The 25,784-nt window shown below is 63.8% G+C and carries 23 protein-coding genes; 13 read left to right on the top strand and 10 right to left on the bottom strand.

Going from position 1 to position 25,784, the window contains the following annotated elements:
- Positions 1–63: 63 nt before the first annotated feature.
- The 6 genes from KYT87_RS13375 to KYT87_RS13400 all read left to right on the top strand — a co-directional run bounded on the left by KYT87_RS13375 (position 64) and on the right by KYT87_RS13400 (position 6,187).
- Positions 64–1,110: a TRAP transporter substrate-binding protein gene (locus tag KYT87_RS13375; protein ID WP_046804967.1), complete on the top strand. Its 1,047-nt coding sequence runs from the start codon at positions 64–66 to the stop codon at positions 1,108–1,110.
- 82 nt (positions 1,111–1,192) lie between these two features.
- On the top strand, positions 1,193–1,813 hold the full coding sequence (locus KYT87_RS13380) for a TRAP transporter small permease subunit (RefSeq protein ID WP_046804966.1): 621 nt from the start codon (positions 1,193–1,195) through the stop codon (positions 1,811–1,813).
- A complete protein-coding gene (locus KYT87_RS13385; protein ID WP_219992441.1) occupies positions 1,810–3,093 on the top strand; it encodes a TRAP transporter large permease in 1,284 nt (427 codons plus the stop codon). Before KYT87_RS13380 ends, KYT87_RS13385 begins: the two co-directional genes overlap by 4 nt.
- A 124-nt stretch (positions 3,094–3,217) precedes the next feature.
- Positions 3,218–3,901, top strand: a complete 684-nt coding sequence (locus KYT87_RS13390) for a DUF2848 domain-containing protein (protein WP_219992442.1) — start codon at positions 3,218–3,220, stop codon at positions 3,899–3,901.
- A gap of 91 nt (positions 3,902–3,992) precedes the next feature.
- The gene (locus KYT87_RS13395; RefSeq protein WP_219992661.1) at positions 3,993–5,342 is read left to right on the top strand and encodes an amidase; all 1,350 of its coding nucleotides are present in this window, start codon (positions 3,993–3,995) and stop codon (positions 5,340–5,342) included.
- Positions 5,343–5,380: 38 nt separating this feature from the next.
- Positions 5,381–6,187 carry a putative hydro-lyase gene (locus KYT87_RS13400; protein WP_104143903.1) on the top strand — a complete coding sequence of 269 codons (807 nt, stop codon included), beginning with the start codon at positions 5,381–5,383 and terminating at the stop codon, positions 6,185–6,187.
- 100 nt (positions 6,188–6,287) lie between these two features.
- On the opposite strand, the gene KYT87_RS13405 is transcribed toward KYT87_RS13400, so the two are convergent.
- From KYT87_RS13405 to KYT87_RS13420, 4 genes are all read right to left on the bottom strand, one after another.
- Complete coding sequence (locus KYT87_RS13405) at positions 6,288–7,358, bottom strand: porin (protein WP_104143904.1); 1,071 nt, start codon at positions 7,356–7,358, stop codon at positions 6,288–6,290.
- A gap of 390 nt (positions 7,359–7,748) precedes the next feature.
- Positions 7,749–9,050 carry a TRAP transporter large permease gene (locus KYT87_RS13410; protein ID WP_046804961.1) on the bottom strand — a complete coding sequence of 434 codons (1,302 nt, stop codon included), beginning with the start codon at positions 9,048–9,050 and terminating at the stop codon, positions 7,749–7,751.
- Positions 9,043–9,543, bottom strand: a complete 501-nt coding sequence (locus KYT87_RS13415) for a TRAP transporter small permease (protein ID WP_046804960.1) — start codon at positions 9,541–9,543, stop codon at positions 9,043–9,045. Before KYT87_RS13415 ends, KYT87_RS13410 begins: the two co-directional genes overlap by 8 nt.
- A 7-nt stretch (positions 9,544–9,550) precedes the next feature.
- Complete coding sequence (locus KYT87_RS13420; RefSeq protein ID WP_046804959.1) at positions 9,551–10,525, bottom strand: TRAP transporter substrate-binding protein; 975 nt, start codon at positions 10,523–10,525, stop codon at positions 9,551–9,553.
- 278 nt (positions 10,526–10,803) lie between these two features.
- Here KYT87_RS13420 and nudC point away from each other — a divergent pair, with 278 nt between their 5' ends.
- The 3 genes from nudC to KYT87_RS13435 all read left to right on the top strand — a co-directional run bounded on the left by nudC (position 10,804) and on the right by KYT87_RS13435 (position 16,015).
- A complete protein-coding gene (nudC, locus tag KYT87_RS13425; RefSeq protein WP_046804958.1) occupies positions 10,804–11,574 on the top strand; it encodes an NAD(+) diphosphatase in 771 nt (256 codons plus the stop codon).
- A 224-nt stretch (positions 11,575–11,798) separates the two neighbouring features.
- Positions 11,799–12,308 carry a winged helix DNA-binding protein gene (locus KYT87_RS13430; protein ID WP_046804957.1) on the top strand — a complete coding sequence of 170 codons (510 nt, stop codon included), beginning with the start codon at positions 11,799–11,801 and terminating at the stop codon, positions 12,306–12,308.
- A gap of 80 nt (positions 12,309–12,388) precedes the next feature.
- Positions 12,389–16,015, top strand: coding sequence for a hydantoinase B/oxoprolinase family protein (locus KYT87_RS13435; protein ID WP_219992443.1), 3,627 nt, complete (start codon positions 12,389–12,391; stop codon positions 16,013–16,015).
- A gap of 37 nt (positions 16,016–16,052) precedes the next feature.
- Here the strand turns inward: KYT87_RS13435 and KYT87_RS13440 are convergent, their stop codons facing one another.
- Complete coding sequence (locus tag KYT87_RS13440; protein ID WP_219992444.1) at positions 16,053–17,087, bottom strand: C45 family peptidase; 1,035 nt, start codon at positions 17,085–17,087, stop codon at positions 16,053–16,055.
- A 167-nt stretch (positions 17,088–17,254) separates the two neighbouring features.
- Between KYT87_RS13440 and glnH the strand changes: the two genes are divergently transcribed.
- From glnH to glnQ, 3 genes are all read left to right on the top strand, one after another.
- Entirely contained in the window at positions 17,255–18,007 is a 753-nt protein-coding gene (gene glnH / locus KYT87_RS13445) for a glutamine ABC transporter substrate-binding protein GlnH (RefSeq protein WP_046804954.1), read from the top strand.
- A gap of 91 nt (positions 18,008–18,098) precedes the next feature.
- Positions 18,099–18,755 (top strand): glutamine ABC transporter permease GlnP, encoded by a 657-nt coding sequence (gene glnP / locus KYT87_RS13450; protein WP_046804953.1) that lies wholly within the window; start codon positions 18,099–18,101, stop codon positions 18,753–18,755.
- Positions 18,752–19,480, top strand: a complete 729-nt coding sequence (glnQ, locus tag KYT87_RS13455) for a glutamine ABC transporter ATP-binding protein GlnQ (RefSeq protein ID WP_219992445.1) — start codon at positions 18,752–18,754, stop codon at positions 19,478–19,480. Before glnP ends, glnQ begins: the two co-directional genes overlap by 4 nt.
- A 183-nt stretch (positions 19,481–19,663) precedes the next feature.
- Here the strand turns inward: glnQ and KYT87_RS13460 are convergent, their stop codons facing one another.
- The 5 genes from KYT87_RS13460 to KYT87_RS13480 form a co-directional block, all read right to left on the bottom strand.
- Entirely contained in the window at positions 19,664–21,958 is a 2,295-nt protein-coding gene (locus KYT87_RS13460) for a bifunctional (p)ppGpp synthetase/guanosine-3',5'-bis(diphosphate) 3'-pyrophosphohydrolase (protein ID WP_046804951.1), read from the bottom strand.
- Between the two features lie 21 nt (positions 21,959–21,979).
- A complete protein-coding gene (rpoZ, locus tag KYT87_RS13465) occupies positions 21,980–22,183 on the bottom strand; it encodes a DNA-directed RNA polymerase subunit omega (RefSeq protein WP_006219679.1) in 204 nt (67 codons plus the stop codon).
- Between the two features lie 44 nt (positions 22,184–22,227).
- Positions 22,228–22,860, bottom strand: coding sequence for a guanylate kinase (gmk, locus tag KYT87_RS13470; RefSeq protein WP_082134487.1), 633 nt, complete (start codon positions 22,858–22,860; stop codon positions 22,228–22,230).
- A gap of 115 nt (positions 22,861–22,975) precedes the next feature.
- Positions 22,976–23,995: a c-type cytochrome gene (locus KYT87_RS13475; protein WP_370638763.1), complete on the bottom strand. Its 1,020-nt coding sequence runs from the start codon at positions 23,993–23,995 to the stop codon at positions 22,976–22,978.
- On the bottom strand, positions 23,992–24,702 hold the full coding sequence (locus KYT87_RS13480) for a c-type cytochrome (protein ID WP_104143910.1): 711 nt from the start codon (positions 24,700–24,702) through the stop codon (positions 23,992–23,994). The genes KYT87_RS13475 and KYT87_RS13480 overlap by 4 nt, the downstream gene beginning before the upstream one ends.
- Positions 24,703–24,929: 227 nt before the next feature.
- Between KYT87_RS13480 and KYT87_RS13485 the strand changes: the two genes are divergently transcribed.
- Positions 24,930–25,700, top strand: coding sequence for an SDR family oxidoreductase (locus KYT87_RS13485; protein ID WP_046804948.1), 771 nt, complete (start codon positions 24,930–24,932; stop codon positions 25,698–25,700).
- Positions 25,701–25,784: the final 84 nt, after the last annotated feature.

Here is a 25,784-nt window from a genome sequence, read left to right on the forward strand (position 1 = left end):
GCGCGACACGGGTAACGGGATCCCGCGCGCGACAGACCATCCCGCCAGCCAGGAGTTTTGTCCATGAAGAAGTCTCTTGTTTTTGCAGCCGTCGCCGCCAGCATGCTTGCCGGCGCCGTCCACGCACAGGACCTGCCCAAAACCCAGTTGAAGGTCGTGGGAGGCCTGTCCAACCTGACCGCCTATAACGACTACGAAAAGCCGTTCTGGACGAAGACCATTCCCGAGCTGTCCAAGGGCCAGGTCACGGCGGAAATCAAGGGCTTCAACGAAATGGGCCTGAAGGGCCCCGAGTTGCTGCGCCTGATGTCGCAAGGCGTGATTGAATTCGGCACCGCCACGCTGTCGTATTTCGCCAGCGACAACCCCATCAACGAAGCCATCGACCTGGCCGGCCTGGCGCCCGACGTCAAGACCGCGCGCGCCGTGACCGACGCGTTCGAACCCGTCTACGCCAAGCTCTACGGCGAAGGCAACAACGTCAAGCTGCTGGGCATCTCGACCTATCCCGCCCAGGTGCTGTTCTGCAACGCGGACATCAAGGGCCTGGCCGACATCAAGGGCAAGAAGGTTCGCACCAGCAGCCGCACCACGGCCGAATTCGTTGAAGCGCTGGGCGGTTCCAGCGTGACGATGGCCTTCGGTGAAGTGGTGCCGGCGCTGCAAAACAAGGTGGTCGATTGCGCCATCACCGGTTCGTTGTCGGGCTACTCGGCCAAGTGGTACGAAGTGTCCACCCACCTGGTGGCGCTGCCGATCAACTGGAACCAGCAGATCCACGCCGTCAACCAAAAGGCCTGGGACAAGCTGGACCCCGCCGTGCGCACGTTCCTGCAAGCCAACGTGAAGACGCTGGTGGACAACATCTGGGAAGCCGCTGCCCGCCAGACGCAGGAAGGCTATGACTGCAACACCGGCGCCGCCGCTTGCCCGTTCCCGGTCAAGGGCAAGATGGTTTTGGTGCAACCGTCGGATGCCGACCGCGCGCTGCTCAAGAAGGTTGCGCAAGAAGCCGTGTTGCCCAAGTGGGCCGCCCGTTGCTCGGCACAGTGCGTGAAGGACTTCAACGCCACCATCGGCAAGACGCTGGGCCTGACCGCCAGCAAGTAAGCGCTGGACAGCGCCGCCGCATCGCGCGGCGGCGCGCTTTTCCGCAAGTCATACCGGGCGCTAGCCCGCAGAGGTTCTATCCATGACCCAAACCGAACACTTCCGCCTGCTGGGCGGCCTGTTGCGGCGCGCCGAGAGTTTTTCGCGCGTGGCCGTATGGGCCGGCGGCGCGTTGACGGTGGCCAGCGTGCTGCTGATCTCGTTCGACGTGCTGGCCCGCAAATTCCTGGGTTTCACCACCGGTGGCGCCGACGAGTTGTCCAGCTACGCATTTGCCATCAGCACGTCCTGGGCGCTGGCGTTCGCCACGTTGCAACGCGCCAACGTGCGTGTCGACGTGCTTTATCAATACCTGCCGGTGCGCCTGTCGGCCGTGCTCGACTGGATTTCCATGGTGTCGCTGGCCGTCTTCATGGTGTTCCTGACGTACTACGCCTACGACGTGGTGCAGACCTCATGGGCCCAGAAGTCCGCCGCCAACACCCCGCTGGCCACGCCGCTGTGGGTGCCCCAAGGTTTGTGGCTGTTGGGCCTGGCCTGGATGTGCATCACGGTGGCCTTGATGCTGGCGCGCGCCTCCGCCGCGCTGGTCACGGGCGACATCGAACTGGTCAAGCAGATCTGCGGCGTGCGTTCCGCGCAAGAAGAAGCTGAAGAAGAAGCCGCCGCCGGCGAGCGCATGGTCAAGGGAGACGCAGCATGATTTCCACCGCATTGACGTTGTTGCTGGTGCTGATCGGGCTGTCCATTCCCGTGGGCGCCGCGCTTGGCGTGTTGGGTCTGATCCTGGACCCGCTCTTTTCGATGTTGCCGCTGTCGCGCGCCATCGGTGAAATTTCCTGGAGCTCCAACAACGAGTTCCTGCTGGTGGCGATTCCGCTGTTCATCATGCTGGGCGAAGTGCTGCTGCGCGCGGGCTTTGCCGAACGCATGTACAGCGCGATGAGCCTGTGGCTGTCGTGGTTGCCGGGCGGCTTGATGCACGCGAACATCGGCGCGTCCACCTTGTTCTCGGCAACCTCGGGTTCCAGCGTGGCAACCGCCGCCACCGTCGGCACCGTGGCCATTCCGCAGATCCGCAAGTATGGCTACAACGAGCCGCTGTTCCTGGGCAGCCTGGCTGCGGGCGGTACGTTGGGCATCCTGATTCCGCCGTCCATCAACCTGGTCATCTATGGCGTGCTGACCAATTCGTCCGTGCCCAAGCTGTACCTGGCCGGGATCATCCCCGGCTTCGCGATGGCGGCGTTGTTCATGCTGACGGTGGTCGTGGCTTGCGTGGCCAAGCCGTCCTGGGGCGGCAAGAAGATCCATGCAACCTGGGGCCAGCGTCTTGCCAGCCTGGTGCACCTGGCGCCGCCCATGGGCATCTTCTTCCTGGTGGTCGGTTCCATCTACGCGGGCCTTGCCACGCCGACGGAAGCCGCCGCGCTGGGCGTGCTGGGCGCCTTCATCCTGGCCGCCTGGTTCGGCCGGCTGTCCTGGAAGATGCTGCGCGAAGTGATGGAAGGCACGATGCGGTCCACGGCGATGATCATGCTGATCGTCATCGCGGCCAGCTTCCTGAACTTCATCATGTCGGCCACGGGCCTGACGGATGCGCTGACCAAGTCGATCACCGGCCTGGGCTTGTCGCCGGGGTGGATGCTGCTGATCGTGGTGATCTTCTACCTGGTGCTGGGCTGCTTCATGGAAACGCTGTCCATGATGATCACGACGATTCCCATCGTGGCGCCCATCATGATCGCGCTGGGCTACGACCCGATCTGGCTGGGCATCGTCATCATCATCCTGGTTGAAGCCGCGTTGATCACGCCGCCCGTGGGCCTGAACCTTTTCGTAGTGCAAAGCCTGCGCAAGAGCGGCTCGATGAGCGCCGTCATCATCGGCAGCCTGCCGTTCGTGGCCGCCATGTTCGTGATGCTGGGGTTGCTGGCGTTCTGGCCCGACATCGCGCTGTGGTTGCCGCGCGCGTTTGGTTGATGGATTGATCAATTGATCGATGGATTGATCAATTGATTGATCGATTGAAAAGACTTTTTGTTTGAACCGGGTGCGGCCCACCGCGGCCGCACCGTTTCCCACCCGTTATTTCCGCAGGACTGATATGAAAGCCGTATTCAAGATCGACGACGCCAATCCCCGCCAGGTGGAAGTGGACTTCAACACCCTGATCGTGGCCGGCTGGGCCGGACGCGACATGGCCGCCATCGAGCACCACATCGAAGAGCTCGCCGCCATCGGCGTGCCGCGCCCGACCAGCGTGCCGCTGTACTACCGCATTGCCGACAACCAGCTGACCCAGGCCACGCAAGTGCAGGCCGTGGGCGAGGATTCGTCGGGCGAAGTCGAAACGTTCGTGTTCGCCGTGGACGGCGAGATGTACGTCAGCATCGCGTCGGACCATACCGACCGCAAGCTGGAAACCGTCAGCGTCGCCATGTCCAAGCAGGTCTGCGTGAAGCCGGTGGCAAGCGAAGCCTGGCGCCTGGCCGACGTGGCCGACTACTGGGACGAATTGGTCATCCGCTCGTACATCGTCGAAAACGGTGAAAAGGTGCTGTACCAGGAAGGCCCGCTGTCCACGCTGCGCACGCCGCAGGACCTGATTGCCGGCTACACCGGCGGCGCCGCCGTGCTGCCGCAAGGCGCGGGCATGACCTGCGGCACCGTGGGCGCCATCGGCGGCATCCGCGCCGCGGCGGACTTCACCATGGAATTGTTCGATCCGCGCCGCCAACGCACGATCAGCCATCGCTATCATGTCGAATCGCTGCCCATGGTGGCCTGATTCCGTTTCTGCATGGCATTGAACGCCGGGCGCGCCTATTCAGGCTGCGCCTGTCGGCACTTTTACGCCGCTAGGCGGCACGAGGACAATGATGGTTTCGACCTTGAATGATCTGACCTTGGCCCTGAACGAGGGCCGTACCAGCTCGGTCGCGCTGACCGAACTGGCGCTGGCGCGCGCGCAGGATGCGGCGGGCGAGGGCGCCCGCGTTTTCACCAAGCTGTATGCCGAGTCGGCATTGGCGCAGGCGCGCGCCTCCGACACCCTGCGGGCGGCGGGCATCGTGCGTTCGGCGGTGGAAGGGCTGCCGATCAGCATCAAGGACCTGTTCGACATCGAAGGCGAAACCACCATGGCCGGCTCGGTCGCGCGCGAAGGCGAACCGGCGGCTGACGCCAACGCCGACGTCGTGCAGCGCCTGATCGCGGCCGGCGCCGTCATCATCGGCCGCACCAACATGACCGAATTCGCGTATTCGGGCCTGGGCATCAACCCGCACCACGGCACGCCGCTGAACCCGTACGACCGCGCCACCGGCCGCATTCCGGGCGGCTCGTCCTCGGGCGCGGCGGTGTCCGTGGCCGACGGCATGGTCGTGGCCGGCATTGGTTCCGACACCGGTGGCTCGGTGCGCATTCCGGCCGCGCTGTGCGGCCTGACGGGCTTCAAGCCCAGCGCCTGGCGCGTGTCGATGCAGGGCGTGCTGCCCTTGTCGGCCAACCTGGATTCCATCGGCCCCATCGCCGCCAGCGTGCGTTGCTGCGCCGAGCTGGACGCCATTCTGTCAGGCGACGGCGGCCCCGTGCCCGAAGCCATGGCGCTGCGCGGCCTGCGCCTGGCCGTGCCCACCACGCTGGCGCTGGACGCCATGGACAAGCACGTGGCCGACAGTTTCGCCGCGGCCGTGGCCCGGCTGAAGGAAGCCGGCGCGCTGGTCGACGAAATCTCCATTCCGGAGTTCGCCGAGGTTGGCGGCATCAACAGCAAGGGCGGCTTCACGGCGGCCGAAGCCTGGGCCTGGCACCGCGACCTGATCGCGCGCGCCGGCAAGCGCTACGACCCGCGCGTGGTCTCGCGCATCATGCGTGGCCAGGACATGAGCGCCGCGGATTACATCGATTTGCTGGATGCGCGCGAAGCGTGGGTGGCGGCGGTGGATCGCCGCATTGCCGGCTACGACGCGCTCATCATGCCGACCACGCCTATCGTGGCGCCGGCGGTGGCCGACCTGGTCGCTTCCGACGAAGCCTATTACGCGGCCAATGGCCTGATTCTGCGCAACCCCACGCTGATCAACTTCCTGGATGGCTGCGCGCTGTCGCTGCCTTGCCATGCGCCGGATACGGCCCCCGTGGGCTTGATGATCGCCGGCAGCAACGGCGCCGACCGCCGCATCCTGGCCGTCGGCCTGGCCATCGAGGCGCTGCTTGCCGGGCACTGATCGCCCGGTGCTTCACAACCGCATCAAGAGGATTTTTCATGTCGCCCGTCGACGTCGTACGCAATAGTGTCCAACTGGCCCGCCAGGCGCGTCTGGACGCGCGCAGCGGGCGCCTGACCGGCCCCACGGCCAATCTGGCGCCGGGCCACGTCCAGGCCAACCTGGCCATCCTGCCGCGCGCGCTGGCAGCGGACTTCCTGCATTTCTGCCAGCGCAACCCCAAGCCTTGCCCGTTGCTGGCCATGTCCGAACCCGGTAACCCGGCCCTGCCGGAACTGGGTGCAGACATCGATATCCGCACCGACATCCCGCGCTACCGCGTCTGGAAGAACGGCGAGCTGGTGGCCGAACCCACCGACGTGCGCGATATCTGGCGCGACGATCTGGTGTCGTTCCTGATTGGATGCTCGTTTTCGTTCGAAGAGGCCATGCTGGATAACGGCTTGCCGGTGCGTCATATCGAGCAAGGCTGCAACGTGCCGATGTACCGCACCAACATCCCGACGCATCCGGCTGGCGCCTTCAGCGGGCCTCTGGTGGTGTCCATGCGCCCCTTGAAGGCGGCGGATGCCATCCGCGCCATTCAGGTCACGTCGCGCTTTCCGTCGGTGCACGGCGCACCCGTGCATATTGGCGACCCGGCGCTGATCGGCATTGCCGACATCAACCAGCCCGACTACGGCGACGCGGTCGAAATCCGGCCGGGCGAAATGCCCGTGTTCTGGGCCTGCGGCGTCACGCCGCAATCGGTGGTGTCGTCGGTGCGTCCGGAGTTCTGCATTACGCATGCGCCGGGGCACATGCTGGTGACCGATCTGGTCAACAGCCGGATGGCGATGCTGTAAACAAAAACCCCATCGCAGCCTGTGTGCTGCGATGGGGTTTTTGGGTTTGTGGTCTGATTTGTGCATCGGGCGTTTCGAAAACGCCCGACCTGCGTGCCGCTTAGAAAATGTGGCGGAAGCCCACGGCGGCGCCGATCTGGTGGTTCTTGCCGGCGATTTCGTCGCTGGCGGCGCTGCTGACCTTGTTCCAGTCCACCGTGCCGTACACCTGCGAGCGCTTGGACAGCGAATATTCGGCCACCGCGACCAGGGCGTAACGCTTGCCCTTGTCGCCGTCTTCGACCACGTTCTTGCTTTGGTCGTAGTAGCCCGCGCCGGTAATGGCCCAGCGCGGCGTGGCTTGCCACGTGGCGCCCACGAAATAGCCGTTGTCCTTGCGGTCCAGGTTGGCGGTGGTGGTGCCGCCCATGACGGCGTTGACCCAGCCCGTTTCGTCGCGGCCATTGAAGTAGCCGGCGAACACCTTGGTGGTTTCAAACTGGTAGGACGCGTTCAGGTTCCACACGCGCTGGCGCAGGTCGGAATCCAGGCCGTCGTAGGTCTGCTGGTAGGCCGCGCCCAGACCCAGCTTGCCGATCATGTAGCGCAGGCTGGCGCCGTACTGCTGGCCGGCCTTGTGGTCTTCCCAGCTTTCGCCGTTGGCCCACGACAACGCCAACGACAGGTCGCCGATGGTGTTGGAATACTTGGTCATGTTGTTGGTGCGCACGCGCGACATCGCGGCGGGCAACCAGGCGTTCTGATCGTAGTTACCCACGGTCAGCGGATCGAAGTAGTCGGCCAGCAGATCGAACATCGGCGTGTTTTGCAGACCCAGCGTCAGCTGGCCGATGTTGCCGCCGTCCAGGCCCACGTAGGCCAGGCGGCCGAACGTCTTGCCCGTAGCCGACGAATTGCCGTTCTGCATGTTGAAGCCGTTTTCCAGGCGGAAGAAGGCACGGTTGCCGTTGCCCAGGTCTTCCGAGCCGCGCAGGCCCCAGCGGCTGTTCGAGATGGCGCCGTTTTCCATCGACACACGGCTGCCGTCTTCGCCCACGCTGCCGGCGCTGGTGCTCAGGTAGCGGATGCTGACGTCGGCGATGCCGTACAGGGTGACGCTGGTTTCCGCCGATGCGGCGCCCGCGGCCAGGCCCAGGCCTGCGGCGGCGAGCGTAAGAGTGATGCGTTTCACTGAGGACTCCTCCTGTGTAGCTGTTTTGTAGTGTGTGACCTGGCTTGTGGCCGGGTTGACCGCGCCGGGCGGATCGTCCGACGTTGGGCCGTTGCACCGACGCTGCTTGATGGCAGTGCGGGTCCGGAGCATTGGCCCAAAAGGTTGGCTGCCACGGCATTGCGCCAAACTGGTGCAAGGGGGCAGCGCCTGGGGATTCTAAAAAAGTTACGGGATGTGCAGGGCCAAATTGTTTTTGGCGTTTTCCCTGGTTTACAGATCAAAAAAATAGTCGGGCGCCGGGACAATGGCGCGATTGTTCCAAAAAAAACCCCAGTCCAGGACCGGGGTTCTTGAAGGTCGTGCCCGGGTGTCCAGGCGGCGACATCACGGCATTACAGCGTCATAGCGTTACAGCGTCATGTGCAAGGGCAGCCATGTGGCAATGCCCGGAATGAAATACAGCAGCAGCACCGCCACAATCATCAGGAAGAACATGGGCAATGACGCCCGCGCGATGTAAGGCAATTCACGCCCGCTCATGCCGGACAGCACGAACAGGTTGAAGCCCACCGGCGGCGTGATTTGTGCCATTTCCACCACGAAAACGATGAAGATGCCGAACCAGATCAGGTCGATGCCGGCAGCTTGCACCGTCGGCAACAGCACGCCCATGGTCAGCACCACGATGGAAATGCCGTCCAGGAAGCAGCCCAGCACCACAAAGAAGACCATCAGCGCCATGATCAGGCCGAACTGCGACAAGCCCAGTCCGCCGATCCATTCCGCCAACGCGCGCGGCAGGCCGATATAGCCCATTGCCAGCGTCAGGAACTGTGCGCCCGCCAGGATCAGCGCGATCATGCAGTACAGCCGGGTGGCGCCCAGCAGCGATTGCATGAAGGTCGAGCGGTTCAGCGAGCCTTGCAGCGCCGACAACAGCAGTGCGCCCACCACGCCCACCGCCGCCGCTTCCGTGGCGGTGGCGATGCCGCTGTAGATGGAGCCGAGCACCGCGCCGATCAGCACCATGACCGGAATCAGGTGGCGCGATTGCGACAGCTTCTGCATGAACGACATGCCGGGGTCCGCCGCCGGCACCTGCCCGGGGTTGCGGATGGCCCACCAGCCGATATAGCCCATGAACAACAGCGCAAGCACGATGCCGGGGAAGATGCCCGCGATGAACAGCTTGGCGATCGACACGTCGGCCGCCACGCCGTACACGATCATGATGATCGAAGGCGGAATCAACAGGCCCAGTGTGCCCGCGCCCGACAGCGTGCCCAGGATCTTGTCTTCGGGGTAGCCACGGCGCGTCAGTTCCGGAATGGTCATCTTGCCGACCGTCGCGCAGGTCGCCGCGCTGGAGCCCGACACCGCCGCGAAAATCGCGCAACCGATCACATTGGTGTGCAGCAGCCGACCCGGCAAACGGTTCAGCCACGGCGCCAGACCCTTGAACAGGTCTTCGGACAAGCGCGTGCGAAACAGGATTTCGCCCATCCACAGGAACAAGGGCAGGGCGGTCAGCGTCCAGCTGGACGAAGCGCCCCAGATGGTGACGGCCATGGCGTCGCCGGCCGGACGGCTGGAGAAAATCTCCATGCCGATCCACGCCGTGCCTGCCAGCGTCAGGCCGACCCAGACCCCGCAACCCAACAGCGCGAAGATCGAAACGACCAATAGGGTGATGACAAGAAGTTCATTCATGGGTTTGCTGCGAAGTAGCGGCGGCCACGCCGCGTGAACGACGGATCAATTCGTCGACAAGGGCGACCAGGAACAACACCGTGCCCACCGCCATGCTGATCTGCGGAATCCAGAGCGGCGTGGCGTCGTTGGACGTGGAGATGTCGTTGTACAGCCAGGAGTCGTACGTCAGCTTGATGCTGAAAAAGGCAAAGGCCGAGGCCAGCAGCGAGCCCACGGCCAGCGCAAAAATGTCCAGGCGGCGGCTGCCCGCCGGTGCCAACGAATTGAGCAACAGCGTGACCCGGATGTGTTCGCCGTGCTTGAACGTGCTGGATAACGCCAGGAAACCCGCCGCGGCCATGAAGTAGCCTGCGTACGCATCGGTGCCAGGAATGTTCAGGCTGAGCTGGCGGGCGATGATCGCCGCCAGCACCGAGACCAGAACGCCGATCGTGCACAAGCCGGCCAACAGGCCGGCCGCGCCGTAAAGACCATCTAGAAAGCGGCGCATAAAAAGATCACTGCTTCTTGTAGGCGTCGATCATGGCCTGGCCGTCGGCGCCTGCCTTCTTCAGCCAATCATCCAGCATGCGCTTGCCGATCACCGACAGGCCTTCCTTCAGTTCCACGGTCGGCTTGATGGTTTCCATGCCGTTCTTGGCCAGCTCTTCCTGATACCACTTGTTCTTTTCCTGCGACAGCTTCCAGCCGCGTTCCTCGGCTTGCGCGGCGGCCTTCTTCAAGGCGTCTTGCGTAGCCGGGTCCAGCGCGTCAAACGCCTTCTTGTTGACGATGATGGCGTTCTTGGGCAGCCAGGCCTGCGTGTCGTAGAACTTCTTGATGTACTCGTACGTCTTGGTGTCGTAGCCGGTCGAGGCCGACGACATGTACGAATCGATCACGCCGGTAGCCAGCGCCTGAGCCAGTTCCGCCTGCTGCACCGTGACCGGCTGCGCGCCGACCAGTTCGGCGATCTTGGCGGTGACGGGGCTGTAGGCGCGCCACTTCAGGCCCTTCATGTCGTTGATCTGCTTGATGTCCTTGTTGGCGAAGATGCCTTGGGGCGGCCACGCCACGGCGTACAGCAGCGTCATGCCTTGCGAGGCCAGCTTCTTTTCCAGGAAGGGTTTTTGCGCCTGGTACAGCTTGAACGAGGCTTCGTAGCCGGTGGCCAGGAAGGGCAGGCCGTCCAGTTCGTAGATCGGGTCTTCGTTGGCGAAGTTGGTCAGCAGGATTTCGCCGATCTGTGCCTGGTTGCCTTGCACCGCGCGCTTGATTTCCGGCGCCTTGTACAGCGAAGCGTTGTTGTGCAGCTGGATCTTCAGCTTGCCTTGCGACAGCGTGTCCACGTCCTTGATGAACGTGGTCAGGTTTTCAACGTGGAAGTTGCTGGCGGGGTAGGCGCTGGGCAGGTCCCATTTGGTTTGGGCCTGTGCGCCCGCGCTGAACGCCAGGACGATGCTGCCGGCCAGCAATGAGATTTTCTTGTACATGGAAGGTCCTTCTGTGCGAATGGTGAAGACGGGTTTTGCCCGATAGGCATTCTTGAAAGAGACTGCTGCGCGGATGACGCGCGGCCTAAAAGCCGTGCCATTCTATGGTGCTGCGCGGCAACAACGCGCACAAAAAATGGGGTTTTACGGGTTAATCCTAGGCCCGGACGCGACACATCGTTGAAGGCTAAAACTTTGCGCGCGCACCGTCCGCGACACCTTTACGCACCGATTTTTCTTCTAAGATTGCGGGATCGAAGCGTGCTGCAGAGGCTCTAGTGAATTTCGTTTTCCGCCGTGATGAATTGCTGGTCGAAGAAGCGTCCAGCGTGTTGCCGGATTTGGCGTTGTGCGAACGCATCGGTCTGGCGTCGCCGGCCTTGCAAGCCATCTGGTCCGTACCCGATTCGCCGTATCGCACGGCGCACGTGGACCCCACGCTTGAAGCGCCCGAGGGTTACGCGTTCAAGAAGCTGCGTTCGCTGTTCGGCGTGCTGGACGATGAACGCATGGCCCTGGCCGGCCGGGCGTATCAAATCGCCGAATGGGCTCGCACGCACCGGTTCTGCGGCGCCTGCGGCACGCCCGCCGAGCGCGTGCCGCACGAGTTCTGCCTGCGCTGCCCCGCCTGCGGCTTTTCCGCGTACCCGCGCATTTCGCCCGCCATGATGGTGCTGATCCGTAAAGGCGACAGCATCCTGCTGGCGCGGCACACCACGACCGCGACCTCGCGCTATACGGCGCTGGCCGGTTTTGTCGAACCCGGCGAGAGCATCGAAGAGACCGTGCACCGCGAAGTCTTCGAGGAAGTCGGCCTGAAGGTCGGCAACCTGCAGTACTTCGGCAGCCAGCCCTGGCCCTTTCCGCATTCGCTGATGGTGGCGTTCACCGCCGACTACGTGTCGGGTGACATCCGCGTGCAGGAAGACGAGATTGCCGATGCGCGCTGGTTCGGCCCCGGCGACCCCATGCCGGACATCGCGCCGCGCATTTCGATTGCCGGCTGGCTGATCCGGGCCAATCTGCCGCAGGGCTGGACGGCGCCATAACGGTGTCATAGCGGCGTCATAACGGTGTCATAGCGGCGTCATAACGGCGTTATAGCGGCGGCCCAGTGCCCACGTTCCCCCCGCTGGAACGTTCGAACCGCTAGGGGATTTCCCTTGAAATGGCCGTTTACGGCCGTTTTTGGCCGTCCAGGTCATATTTTTTATGGATGAAATACACATAAATTATTAGTATTTCATCCATATAAACTTGGCTTGAGCGTTCCATGAGCCCCACGTTGATCGCCTCGTCAGCCCACTTGGCTGGCGGCAGCGCGCCCGATTTGTCCGAGGTCGAATTCGGCCTGATGATCGCCAGCCACGCCTTTGACCGCTGGACGGTGCGCTGCATGGCAGCCGCCGGCCTGCCGGACCTGACGCCCACCGACGTCATGGTGTTTCACCACGTCTACCATCGCCAGCGCGCCAAGAAGCTGGCGGACATCTGCTTCACGCTCAATGTCGAAGACACGCACATCGTCAGCTATGCGTTGAAAAAGCTGGAGCGGCTGGGCGTGGTCAAGGGCGAACGCAACAGCAAGGAAGTTTTCTACAGCGTTACGCCCGACGGCGCGGACATCCTCAAGCGCTACGGCGACATCCGCGAACAATGCCTGACGTCCGGCCTGGATGGGCCGGGCGGGGGCGGGCTGGATTTCAGCCGCCAATTGGCCCACGCCTTGCGCTCGCTGTCCGGCCTGTACGACCAGGCCGCAAGGGCGGCAACCTCACTCTGAACCTGATCGGGCCTGGCCCGGCACACCGCAACCCGACCGCGGCGGCACCCGCCGTGGCCGTTTGTTTTCAAGGATTACGCATGAAGAAGTGGCAATTCTGGATCGATCGTGGGGGCACCTTCACCGATATCGTGGCGCGCCGCCCCGACGGCACCACCACCACGGCAAAGATGCTGTCGGAAAACCCCGAGCAGTATCGCGACGCGGCCGTGGCCGGCATCCGCAAGCTGCTGGGCGTGGCGCCCGGACAGCCGGTGCCCGTGGACCAGGTTGAATGCGTGAAGATGGGCACGACGGTGGCCACCAACGCCTTGCTGGAACGCAAGGGCGAACGCACGCTGCTGGTGACCACGCGCGGGTTCCGCGATGCGCTGCGCATTGCGTATCAGAACCGGCCCCGCCTGTTCGACCGCAACGTCGTGCTGCCCGAAATGCTTTACGAATCCGTCGTGGAAGCCGATGAGCGCGTGGCCGCGGACGGCGAAGTCATTCGCGATCTGGACGAAGCCGGCTTGCGGGCCGGCATGCAAGCCGCCTATGACAGCGGCATCCGCGCCGTGGCCATCGTGTTCATGCACGCCTGGCACGCCACGGACCACGAGCAGCGCGCGGCGCGCATCGCCCGCGAAGTGGGCTTCACCCAGGTGTCGGCCTCGCACGAGGTCAGCCCGCTGATCAAGTTCGTGTCGCGCGGCGACACGACGGTGGTCGACGCGTATCTGTCGCCCATCTTGAAGCGGTATGTGGATCAGGTGGCGGGCGAACTGCCCGGCATCCGCCTGATGTTCATGCAATCGAGCGGCGGCCTGACGGACGCGCACCGTTTCCGCGGCAAGGACGCCATTTTGTCCGGCCCGGCCGGCGGCATCGTCGGCATGGTGCGCACCAGCGAGATCGCCGGGTTTCCCAAGGTCATCGGCTTTGACATGGGTGGCACGTCGACCGACGTGTCGCACTACGCGGGCGAATTCGAACGCGAATTCGAAACCCAGGTCGCCGGCGTGCGCATGCGCGCGCCCATGATGAGCATCCACACGGTGGCGGCAGGCGGCGGGTCCATCCTGCATTTCGACGGCGCGCGCCTGCGCGTCGGCCCGGATTCGGCGGGCGCCAACCCCGGCCCCGCCTGCTATCGCCGTGGCGGCCCCTTGGCCGTGACGGACTGCAACGTGCTGTTGGGCAAGATCCAGCCCGACTTCTTTCCCAATGTGTTCGGCCCCGACGCGAATGAAGCGCTGGACCGCGACGCGGTGGTCGAGCGCTTCACCGCGATGGCCGATGAAGTGCGCGCGGCCACTGGCCGCGAGATGACGCCGGAGCAATTGGCGGAAGGCTTCCTGGAAATTGCCGTGGGCAACATGGCGGAAGCCATCAAGCGCATTTCGGTGCAGCGCGGCCACGACGTAACGGAGTACGCCTTGACGGTGTTCGGCGGCGCCGGCGGCCAGCACGCCTGCCTGGTGGCCGACGCCTTGGGCATGACGACGGTGTTTGCGCATCCGCTGGGCGGCGTGTTGTCTGCCTACGGCATGGGCTTGGCCGACCAGACCGACATGCGCCAAAAGACCGTTGAAAAGGTGCTGGACGCCGGCCTGATGGGCGAGCTTCAGGACGAACTGGATGTGCTGGCCGGACAAGCCGTGGGCGAACTGCGCCGCCAGCATGTGCCCGACGGCGATATCTCCGTGCAACGCCGTCTGCATCTGAAATATCGCGGCACCGACACCGCGCTGGAAGTGGCGTTTTCCACGCTGGAGCAGGCACGCAGCGACTTCGAGGCCGCCTATCGCCAGCGCTATTCCTTCTTGATGCCCAACCGCGAACTGGTCGTGGAGACCATTTCGGTGGAAGCCACGGGCGGCGGCGAACGAGTCAGCGAGGCGGCCGTGCCGCGTACCCGCGACGGCGCCTTGGCGGCCCGCCGAGTCGTCAGCATGTACAGCGCGGGCGAGTGGCGCGACACGCCGCTGTACGTGCGCGAAGACATGGCGGGCGGTGACGTGGTGACGGGCCCCGCCATCATCTCCGAGCCCAACCAGACCACGGTGGTGGAACCGGGCTGGCAAGCGGAATTGACGTCGCAAGACCATTTCGTGATCCGCCGCATCGAAGCGCGCGCGGATCGTCGCAGCATCGGCACGCAAGCGGATCCGGTCATGCTGGAGGTGTTCAACAACCTGTTCATGTCGATTGCCGAGCAGATGGGCTACCGCCTGCAGAACACGGCGTACTCGGTGAACATCAAGGAGCGGCTGGACTTTTCCTGCGCCATTTTCGATTCGCAGGCCCGCCTGATCGCCAACGCGCCGCACATGCCGGTGCACCTGGGGTCGATGGGCGAGTCGGTGCGCACGGTGATGAACGCCAACGCCGGGCGCATGATGCCGGGCGATGCCTATGTGGTGAACGATCCTTACCACGGCGGCACGCACTTGCCCGACGTGACGGTCATCACGCCGGTGTTCGATCACGCCGGCCGCGAGATCCTGTTCTACGTCGGTTCGCGTGGTCACCACGCGGATATCGGCGGCACCACGCCGGGCTCCATGCCGCCGGACTCCAAGACGGTGGAAGACGAGGGCGTGCTGTTCACCAATTTCCAATTGGTCAAGAACGGCGAATTCCGTGATCAGGCCGCGCGCGACATCCTGGGCTCGGGCCGTTGGCCCGCGCGCAATCCGGATCAGAACATCGCCGACATGCACGCGCAGATCGCCGCCAATGAAAAGGGCGTGCAAGAGCTGCTGCGCATGTGCGACCACTTCGGGCTGGACGTTGTGCGCGCCTACATGGGCCACGTGCAGGACAACGCCGAAGAAGCGGTGCGCCGGGTGATTTCGGTGCTGAAAGATGGCAGCTACGAATACCCGCTGGACAACGGCGCGGTGATCCGCGTGGCCGTCAAGGTGGACACGCAGGCACGCAGCGCGGTGGTCGATTTCACCGGCACGTCGCCGCAGCTGGACAATAACTTCAACGCACCCGGCGCGATTGCCGTGGCGGCGGTGCTGTATGTGTTCCGCACGATGGTCAACGACGACATCCCGCTGAACGACGGGTGCCTTGCCCCGCTGTCGATCATCTTGCCGGAAGGCTCGATGCTGCGTCCGAACCCGCCGGCCTCGGTGGTGGCGGGCAACGTGGAAACGTCGATGTGCATCGTGAACGCGCTGTATGGTGCGTTGGGCGTGCTGGCGGCCAGCCAGGGCACCATGAACAACTTCACCTTCGGCAACGCGCGCCATCAGTATTACGAGACCATCTCGGGCGGTACGGGTGCGGGACCGGTTCGCATCGACGCGGCGGGCCCGCACGACGAAGGCTTCGCCGGCACGTCGGTGGTCCAGGCGCACATGACCAATTCGCGCCTGACGGACCCCGAAGTGCTGGAATTCCGGTTCCCGGTGCGGCTTGAGTCTTACGAAATCCGCAAGGGTTCGGGCGGTGCGGGGCGCTATCCGGGCGGCGAGGGCGGCGTGCGCCGGATCCGTTTCCTGGAAGACATGACGGCGGCCATCCTGTCCAACAACCGCCGCTACGCGCCGTTTGGTCTGGCGGGTGGGCAACCGGGCGCGATGGGCCGTAACTTGATCGAACGGGTGGACGGCACGATTCAAGAGCTTGGCCCGCAAGACAGCGCCCAGCTGCATCCGGGCGACATCTTCGTTGTCGAAACCCCCGGGGGCGGAGGCTACGGCGCGGTGTGATGGCGGGGGGTGTGATGGCGCCGACTACAGAGCCGGGTCATTCCGGCTCTGACATCACATCCAACGCAATGTCCGCCATCGTGCGACGGTCATAGACGCGCAGTGTCACGTCATCGTCGCGGATTTCGAACACGGCGGTGGCCAGTGTGTTTTCGCCGTCCGGATCCGAGGCGTCCGTGCGCAGGATGGGCAGGGCGCCCAGCGTATCGTGCAGCGCGGCCAACAGGTCCGCGCTGCCGGTCTGCGGCGACCAGCCGTCCACGATGCCTTCGATTCTGTTCTGCCGGTCGCGCGATGACTCGGTCACCACCTGGGGTTGCGCCCGGGTCTTGGCGTGAATCATATGGTTGGCATGGCCGTAGCGCGTGCCGATGTCCAGCACCGACACCGCGCCCGGGGTCACTTCGGCGCTGATCAGTCGCGGGTCGGTTGCGCTGCCCAGCGTGTGGTGAAAGCCGCCGGAATGGGGCAGGTCGCGCAGCAGCGCAAGGGCCTCGTCCAATGTGGCGCAGTCCAGCACCGCGCGCGCCAGGAACATGCGCGGCACGCCGGGATGGCGTTGGCGGGTGCGCAGGTTGTTGATGGTCTGGACGAGCCCCGCGCGGTTGGCGCCGAAGGTGTGGCCGGGCAACGACCCCGGGTAATAGAAGCTGACGTAGCCGGGCGCGTCGTCCAGCGCCACGTCGACCAGATGGCAACGTCCATACAGATAAGGGTCGCCGTCTTCGTTGTGGCCGATCCACCGGGCGCCGTCCGCGCCGTTTAACGCGACGGTCGTGCAACCGTCGTTCGTGCTGTGCAAAAGATCGCCACGGCAGTTCCAGAGCAGCACGTCCTGGACCGGCATGCGCAGCCCTTCCGCCATGCCTTCCAGTTCTTCCCATATTGCCGGCAGCGCCGTCTGCGCATGCTGGGCCAATTCTTCCACGTATCGATGATCGCGCCAGCGCCGCAGCGCTTCCCAGGTGCTGCTTTGCGCCAGGTAGACCGACATCAGCGGGCGGGCCAACTTGCCCAGCGCCAGGCCGACCTGACGCCGGTTTCCGGCAATGCGTACATATTTGTAGGGCATGGGGATTCTCCGGGGTGTCATGCGGATTGTAATTTTTCTAAGCTCTGCCGGGTGGGGACGGATGCGTTAAGATCGCCGATAAGCCGCGCCGGAGACCCCGGCGCCGCCCAGGAATCATGCCCCTACAACAACCCCGGGGTGCCGACGGTCCCCAAGAGGAGAGTTTCATGATCAAACGTAAAGTCGCCGCCGCCTTGGTCGGCCTGTCCGTGGCCATGTTCGGCGCTGCCTCCGGCGCGCAAGCCCAAGGCAAGGAATTGGTGGTGGCCACCGATACCGCTTTCGTGCCGTTCGAGTTCAAGCAGGGCAATACCTACGTAGGCTTTGACGTAGACCTGTGGGCCGCGATCGCCAAGGAACTCAAGCTGAAGTACAAGCTTCAGCCGATGGACTTCAACGGCATCATCCCGGGCCTGCAAACCAAGAATATCGACGCTGCGCTGGCGGGCATCACGATCCGCGACGACCGCAAGAAAGTCATCGACTTCTCGGACCCCTACTATGAAAGCGGCCTGGCCATTCTGGTCAGCGAAAAGAACACCGACATCAAGGACGCCAAGTCCCTGGCCGGCAAGACCGTCGCCGTCAAGACCGGCACCGCCACCGTCGACTTCCTGAAAGCGCAGGTGCCGGACGCCAAGTTGAAGCTGTTCCCCAACATCGACAACGCCTACCTTGAACTGGCCACCGGCCGGGTCGATGCCGCCGTGCACGACACCCCCAACGTGCAGTACTACGCCAACTCGGCCGGCAAGGGCCGCGTGAAGGTCGTGGGCTCGGTCAAGAGCGGCGACTTCTACGGTATCGCCTTCCCCAAGGGCAGCGAACTGGTGCCGCAGGTGAACAAGGCGCTGGCCGCACTGAAGGCCAACGGCCAGTACGACGCCATCTACGAAAAGTGGTTCGGCAAGAAGCCGTAAGCAGATAGGTGTTTTTGGCGCCGCCCGTGGGAATTGCCCGCGCGCGGCGCCGCCATGATGCGGCGCCCGTCGGTGCCTTGGGGGGAAGATCGTGGAGTTTGACTGGACTGTAATCGAGGGCGCGTTACCCAATCTGCTTGAGGGTACGCTGATGACCATCAAGATCACGTTCTGGGGTTTGTTTGGTGGTTTTCTGCTGGGCGCGCTGTCGGGCGTGACGCGGGCCTACGGCAATATCGTCCTGTCGGTCATCGCGCAGGTTTATGTGGCGGTCATTCGCGGCACGCCGATTGTCGTGCAGGTGATGTTCATCTACTTTGCCTTGCCGTTGCTTGCCGATATCCGGGTGGATGCGGAATGGGCGGCCATCGTCACATTGATCATCAACTCGGGTGCCTATATTTCTGAAATCGTGCGCGGCGCGCTGTTGTCGGTGCACAAGGGGCTGAAGGAAGCCGGGCAGGCAATGGGCCTGCCGTTTCACAAGATCTTGTTCCACATCATCGGACCGGTGGCGTTTCGCCGCATGATCCCGCCGCTGGGCAACCAGTGCATCATCAGCTTGAAGGATTCCTCGCTGTTCATCGTGATCGGCGTGGCTGAACTGACGCGCCAGGGCCAGGAAATCATGGCCAGCAACTTCCGCGCCGTCGAAATCTGGTCCGCCGTGGCGATCGTCTACCTGATCCTGACCGGCCTGATGGCGCTGACGCTGCACATGGTGGAAAGAAGGATGCGCATATTATGAGCATGGTTGAATTTCATAACGTCACCAAGAACTTCGGCGAATCGATGGTGCTGAACGGCATCTCGCTGAACATCGATGCGGGCGAGGTCGTGGTGGTGGTGGGGCCGTCGGGTTCGGGCAAGTCCACCTTCCTGCGGTGCATCAACGTACTGGAAACCATCAACGATGGCGATCTTCTGGTCGATGGCCTGAGCGTCAAGGGCGACGCCGCGCAGGTGCGCGAAATTCGCCGTGAAGCGGGCATGGTGTTTCAGCAGTTCAACCTTTTCCCGCAAATGACCGCGCTGCAAAACGTGATGTTCGGCCCCGTGCACACGCGTGGCCAAAGTCGCGACGAAGCGCGCGAGCTGGCGATAGGCTTGCTGGACAAGGTGGGCTTGGCCGAACGCATGAACCACTTTCCGTCCGAGCTATCCGGTGGGCAGCAGCAACGCGTGGCCATCGCGCGCGCATTGGCCATCAAACCCAAGCTGATGCTGTTCGACGAACCCACCTCGGCGTTGGACCCGGAACTGCGCCACGAAGTGCTGAAAGTGATGCGCGACCTGGCGGAAGAGGGCATGACGATGGTGGTCGTCACGCACGAGATGGAATTTGCGCGCAAGGTGGGCAGCCGTTTGATCTTCATCGACGCCGGCAAAATCGCGCACGACGGCCCGCCGGCTGAACTGCTCAGCAACCCGCCCAGCCAGCGGTTAAAGGACTTACTGCAACACGTGGCTTGATGGCGGTTGCGGTGGGACGGCGCGGGAATTGCGAATTCAGCATGGCGAATGGCTGCCCAGGCGCCGCCTGAAAGTTCGAATGCCGGAGTTGCTACGCGAGAGCCATTCAGCATTCAGCATTCAGCGCACATAAAAAAACCGGCATCTGCCGGTTTTTTTATGTCGTGCGGTGTGGGTCCGGCTTCAACCCTTTACCCGGACGATCTTCTGCACTTGCGGCACATGCCGGATGGCGCGGATGACCTGCGCCAGATGCTTGCGGCTGTCGACCTGGATGGTCAGGTGCAGAGACACCGTGGACACCGCGTCATCGTGCATGGTTACGTGCATGATGTTGGCGTCGGCGGCGGTGACTTCCGCCGCCAGCCGGCCAAGCACGCCGCGTTCGTTGCGGGTGATGATGTCCAGGCGGGTGGCCAGGTGCTTGGCCGTGTGCGCGTCCCAGGCCACATTGATCCAGCGTTCGGGTTCGCGCAGGCGCTGGCGCATGGCGACCGGGCAGTCGGCGGTATGCACCACCAGCCCGTGACCCATGCGCATGCCGGCCACGATGGGGTCGCCGGGCAGCGGGCCGCAGCAAGGCGCCAACTGCACCGCCTGGCCTTCGTTGCCCTGGATCAGGATGGGCGCGCTGCGCGCCGAGGTCAGTTCGTCAACTGCCGCCGCCGTGGTGGCAACCAATTGATGTTCAGGCGCGAAGCGGCGGGCCACCACGGCGGCGAGTCGCTTGCCCAGCCCGATATCGGCCAGGATCTCTTCGCGCGAGCTTGCGCCCGTGCTGCGCGCGAGCTTTTGCCAGGCCGGGTCGTCGGTCGCCGGCATCGGCATGTGCAGTTCTTGCAGCGCCTGGCTTAGCAGCCGTTCGCCGAATGCCACGGATTCCTCGTACTTGACGGTACGCAGGTAATGGCGGATTTCGGAACGGGCGCGGCCGGTGCGCACGTAATTGAGCCACTGCGCGTTGGGGCGCGAGGCCGGCGACGTCACGATTTCCACCGTGTCGCCGCTATTGAGTTCAGTGCGCAGCGGCACGAATTCGCCGTTGACCTTGGCCGCCACGGCCTGGTTGCCGATGTCCGTGTGGATGGCGTAGGCAAAGTCCACCGGCGTTGCGCCACGGGGCAGCGAAATGATCTTGCCGCGCGGCGTGAACACATAGACCGCGTCCGGGAACAGGTCGACCTTGACGTGCTCAAGGAATTCGCCGGAATCGCCCGTCTGGCTTTGAATGTCCAGCAGCGATTGCAGCCATTGGTGCGTGCGCTTTTGCAGGTCGTTCAGCGTCAGGTCGGCACCCTTGTACAGCCAGTGCGACGCCACGCCTTCTTCGGCCACATGATGCATGTCGCGCGTGCGGAACTGGAATTCCACCGGCGTGCCGTACGGGCCAACCAGCGTGGTGTGCAGCGACTGATAGCCGTTCACCTTCGGGATGGCGATGTAGTCCTTGAACTTGCCGGGCACCGGGCGATACAGCTGATGCAGTGTGCCTAGTGCCAGATAGCACTCGGGCAGCGTGTGCACGATGACGCGAAAGCCATAGATATCCAGCACGTCGGAAAACGATTTTTTCTGGTCCACCATTTTGCGGTAGATGCCATAAAGCGTTTTCTCGCGGCCGGTGACTTCGGCTTCGATGCCGGCGGCGGGCAACGACGCCCGCACCGAATCGGCAATTTTGGTGATGACTTCGCGCCGGTTGCCCCGCGCGGCTAGCACGGCCTTGTACAGCACCTGATAGCGGTTCGGGTACATCGCCGCGAAACACAGGTCCTGCAATTCCCGGAACAGCAGGTTCAGGCCGAGGCGATGGGCAATGGGCGCGTAAATATCCAGCGTTTCGCGTGCAATGCGCCGGCGCTTTTCGGGGTTGACCGCGTCCAGCGTGCGCATGTTGTGCAGGCGGTCGGCCAGCTTGATGAGGATGACGCGCACATCGCGCGCCATCGCCAGCAGCATCTTGCGAAAGCTCTCGGCCTGCTGCTCGGCCTTGGTGGCAAAGTCCAGGCGGTCCAACTTGGACAGCCCATCAACCAGCTCGGCAACTTCAGGGCCGAATTTTTCGGCAAGCTCGTGCTTGGCGATGCCCTGATCTTCCATCACGTCATGCAGCAGGGCGGCCGACAACGCGTTGACGTCGAGTTTCCAGCCTGCGCAGATTTCCGTGACGGCGATGGGATGCGAGATGTAGGGCGAACCGCTGGCGCGGAACTGGCCCAGGTGTGCCTGGTCCGCGAAGCGATAGGCTTCGCGCACGCGCTCTACATCTTTGGGATCGAGATAGCTGCCGATGATTTCGGTCAGCGGTGCCAGCGAAGCGACCGGCGAGGCGGTCGCGTCCGCCGCTTCTTGCGCGGCGACGGACGGTGGCGTAGCGGGGTTTTTGCCTTTCTTACCCGTGCGGCGCCCAAGACGGGAGCCGGCACGTAGCGCGGCAAGCAGACCAGATGAAGCGTACTTCAGCCCGGGAAAAGCCATACTTGCCGCCCCCCGGGACTATCAGGTGGGAACTTTACGCAGCATTTCCACGCCGGTTAGGCCGCCCGCGATTTCGCGCAGTGCAGTGACCGTGGGCTTGTCTTTGCTGTCCAGGCGCGGGGCATGGCCTTGCGCCAACTCGCGGGCGCGATACGTCGCGGCCAGCGTGAGCTTGAAACGATTGGGGATTTGATTCAGACAGTCTTCGACAGTGATGCGAGCCATTAGGACACCTGGTGCTGATGGATGATAGGGAGAATGCAGTCGGCTCAATGCTCGGCAGGGATGCCAAGTTGCGAGAACAACTGAGCGTGCCGGGCGGCCTGAGACGAAAAGCGCAGCCTTGCGGCACTGACGATTTGTATCAGCTCCGACAAGGCTACGCTAAATTCTTGATTAATAATAACATATTCGCATTCAGGCGCGTGGGCGATTTCGCCGCCCGCCGCCATGAGCCGGCGCGCAATCACTTGCGGCGCATCCTGGCCCCGCGCCTTCAGGCGGCTTTCCAATTCTTCGATCGACGGCGGCAGCACGAAAATGCCGATTGCGCCCGGAAAACGCTGCTTTACCTGACGCGCGCCTTGCCAATCGATTTCCAGCAGCACATCGCGGCCTTCGCGCGTTGCGGTGTCGATACGGTCGCGCGGCGTACCGTAAAAATTACCATGTACTTCGGCCCATTCCAGCAGGTTTTGCCCGTCGCGCATCTCTTTGAAATCGTCCGTCGAGACAAAGCGATATTCGCGGCCGTCTTCTTCGCCGGGGCGAGGCGCGCGCGTGGTGCACGAGATGGAAAGTTCGATGGAAGGGTCTTGCGCTAGCAAGGCCTTCACCAGGCTGGATTTGCCCGCGCCGCTGGGGGCGACGACCATGAAGACGTTTCCGGGATTGGCGTACATGAATAAAGACCGGCGTGTGATGCTAAGACCGGAAGTCTAGCAAATCAGACGGCAGGGCAGGGGAAAACCCGCTGTCACGCCGCCTGATCGCCGTTGCGGTGGCGCCTGGACCAGCCTAGCTGGCCGGTTTGGTCGCCGCCTGGATCAACTTGCCGCCCGGTGCCGGGGAATCGCTACCCAGCAGGTGCCCGTTGACTTCAATGCCGTACAGCGAGTCGTCGGAGTCATGGTATTTGGCCCGGGTTGCCGCAACCGAATCCTTGTAACGCGGGTCTTGCGGCCGTTCGTGCGCATTCATGAAGTAGGCCACGTCCCAGGCTTCCTGGTCGCTCAGCATGCCGGCTTGCCCCAGCGGCATGTTGGCCTTGATGAAGCCGGCCGCGTTGCCGATCTGGTGCATGCCGGCGCCCCAGTTAAACGAATCGGCGCCCCACAACGCCGGAAAGACCCAGTGCTTGCCGTTCTTTTGGCCCTGGCCTTCTGCGCCATGGCAAACCGCACAGTACTGCCCATAGACCTCGCTGCCGCGCACGTAGTCGGCCTTCTGCGCCGGCGCGGGCAGTTTGCGATATCCCTGGCCTTGCAGGACGACGCCCGTGGGCGCTTTGCTGGCCAGCCAGAACATGTAGCTTTGCAACGCGACCAGCGTGGAATCGTCCGCCGCCGGGGCCTTGCCGTTCATGCTGAAACGAAAGCAGCCCTGCAGGCGTTCCGCGAGGGTGTTGACGTGTTCGTTCTTGGCGCGATAGGCCGGATACAGCACGTACGCGGCCCACATCGGCGCCGAGTCCGGGCGGCGGCCGGCATCCAGATGGCAGCTGGCGCAGGTCAGGTCGTTGCCCACGAATTTGCCTGCCATTTGCGGGGTGTGCAGGAAAATCTGCTCGCCCTGGCGCACGATCTTGCCGAATTCGGTGTCGGGCAGCGACGATGCCGAGGGCGGTGTGAAGGCCGGGCGCGGTTCGGCGGCCGGCGCATTCGCGGCGGCAAGCAGCCCTAGCGCGGCGGCGCCCGCAAGCACGGCGCGGCGAATTGCGCCCGACGTGATGGCGCCGGACGTGATGGCCGACTCGGCGTTGATGGCGGGTTCGCGCACGTTGTCGGACGTGGCAGTCCGGGTGGATACAGGCGTCATGGGCGGGCTCCCGGCGCGGCCGGTGCTTGCGCGGCCAGTAAATCAGCGGCCTTGGGCAGGCCGGCGTAGTAGGCCGAAACGGCATCGATTTCGGCATCGGTCAGCCGTGTTGCCACCGCCGGCATCAAGGCAAGCGGTCCGGGCGGGCGTTGACCTTGGCGCCAGGCCCGCAATTGACCCGCGATGTACGCGGCCGGCTGGCCGGCCAGACCAGGGAAATTCTCGCCCACGCCGATGCCGCCGGGGCCGTGGCACTGATTACAGGCCGGGACGTTTTTGTCCCACGCCCCACGCGTCGCCAACCAGGCTCCCGTGTCGGCCGGCGTGACGGGATTCATCGCCGTGGCCGCCAAACGGTCGATGTTCAAAGGCGAGGGCAATGACGCGTAATAGCGCGCCACCGCCGCCTGCTGCTCGGCGTTCAGCGCCTTGGCGGTTGCCGCCATGACCGGGCTTACTCGCGACCCGTTGGCCATGGCTTGCAGTTGTTCGGTCAGATACTTGGCGCCGATGCCCGCCAACTGCGGGAACCCCGCAGCGGGGTTGCCTTCACCGCGTGCGCCGTGACAGGTCACACAGGCAGGCGCGCCGTTCGCGCCTTGCATACTGATCTGCTTGCCGTCGGGACCAGCCGCGCCCTGCGCCTGTGCGGCAGCAACGCCCGCCAGACTCAAGAGCAACGCGGCGGGTAAAGACCGTGGGGTCATGGTTGCCTGCTCCGATATTGTTATTGACTATGGGTAATAAGCTAATTGCCACAGATTATATAAAGACTTGTGACAGATCTGCGCATTTGTCTGATTTCGCGCGCGTGTTCCGCTCGCTTCCTCTCGCAGGAACCGAGCCAGAACTGTGTCTGGTTTGGAAACTTTGCTTGCAGCATCGCGCTAATGATTGCGGTAGCATCTCGCCGATTGATAACAAGGAGAATCCGATGCACGCAAACGAGATCGAACCACCACGCGTGGCCCTGGTAACCGGTGCAGGGACGGGAATTGGCCGCGCCGTGGCGCTGGAATTCCTGGCGCAGGGCTATCGCGTCGTGCTGGCGGGACGCCGCCGCGACCCGCTGGAAGCTACCCGCACGGCTGCGGGCGAAGACGGCGTGCGAGCGCTGGTGGTGCCGACCGACGTCTCGGACGAGCATGCGGTGCGTGATCTTTTCGACACGACGCAGCGTGAATATGGCCGGCTGGATGTGTTGTTTAACAATGCCGGCCGCGGCGCGCCCGCCATGCCCATCGAAGAACTGCCCGTGTCGGTGTGGCGCGAAGTCGTCGACACCAATCTGACCGGCATGTTCCTGTGCGCGCAAGCGGCTATCCGCGTGATGAAGGGGCAAACGCCGCAGGGCGGTCGCATTATTAACAACGGGTCGATTTCGGCGCATGCGCCGCGTCCGTTCTCGATTGCCTACACGGCAACCAAGCACGCCGTGACCGGCCTGACCAAATCGATTTCGCTGGATTGCCGGCCGTATGGCATCGCCTGCGGGCAGATCGACATCGGCAATGCGGCCACCGACATGACCGAGCGCATGGCCAACGGCATCTTGCAGGCCGACGGCAGCACCAAGGTCGAACCGCGCATGGACGTCGCGCACGTGGCGCAGGCCGTTGCCGCCATGGCGCGCCTGCCGCTGGACGCGAATGTGCAGTTCATGACCATCATGGCCACCAACATGCCGTTCGTGGGCCGGGGCTGAATGCGGAACAGCCTGTCGGGAAATTCCCGACGGGCTGCTTGCTTACCCCTGATCGTCAGGCGCCCGGCAGGCGCCTTTTTTTCG

Origin of the sequence: Achromobacter sp. ES-001, from assembly GCF_019448355.1 — a bacterium.
Lineage (GTDB): Bacteria > Pseudomonadota > Gammaproteobacteria > Burkholderiales > Burkholderiaceae_B > Achromobacter > Achromobacter spanius_B.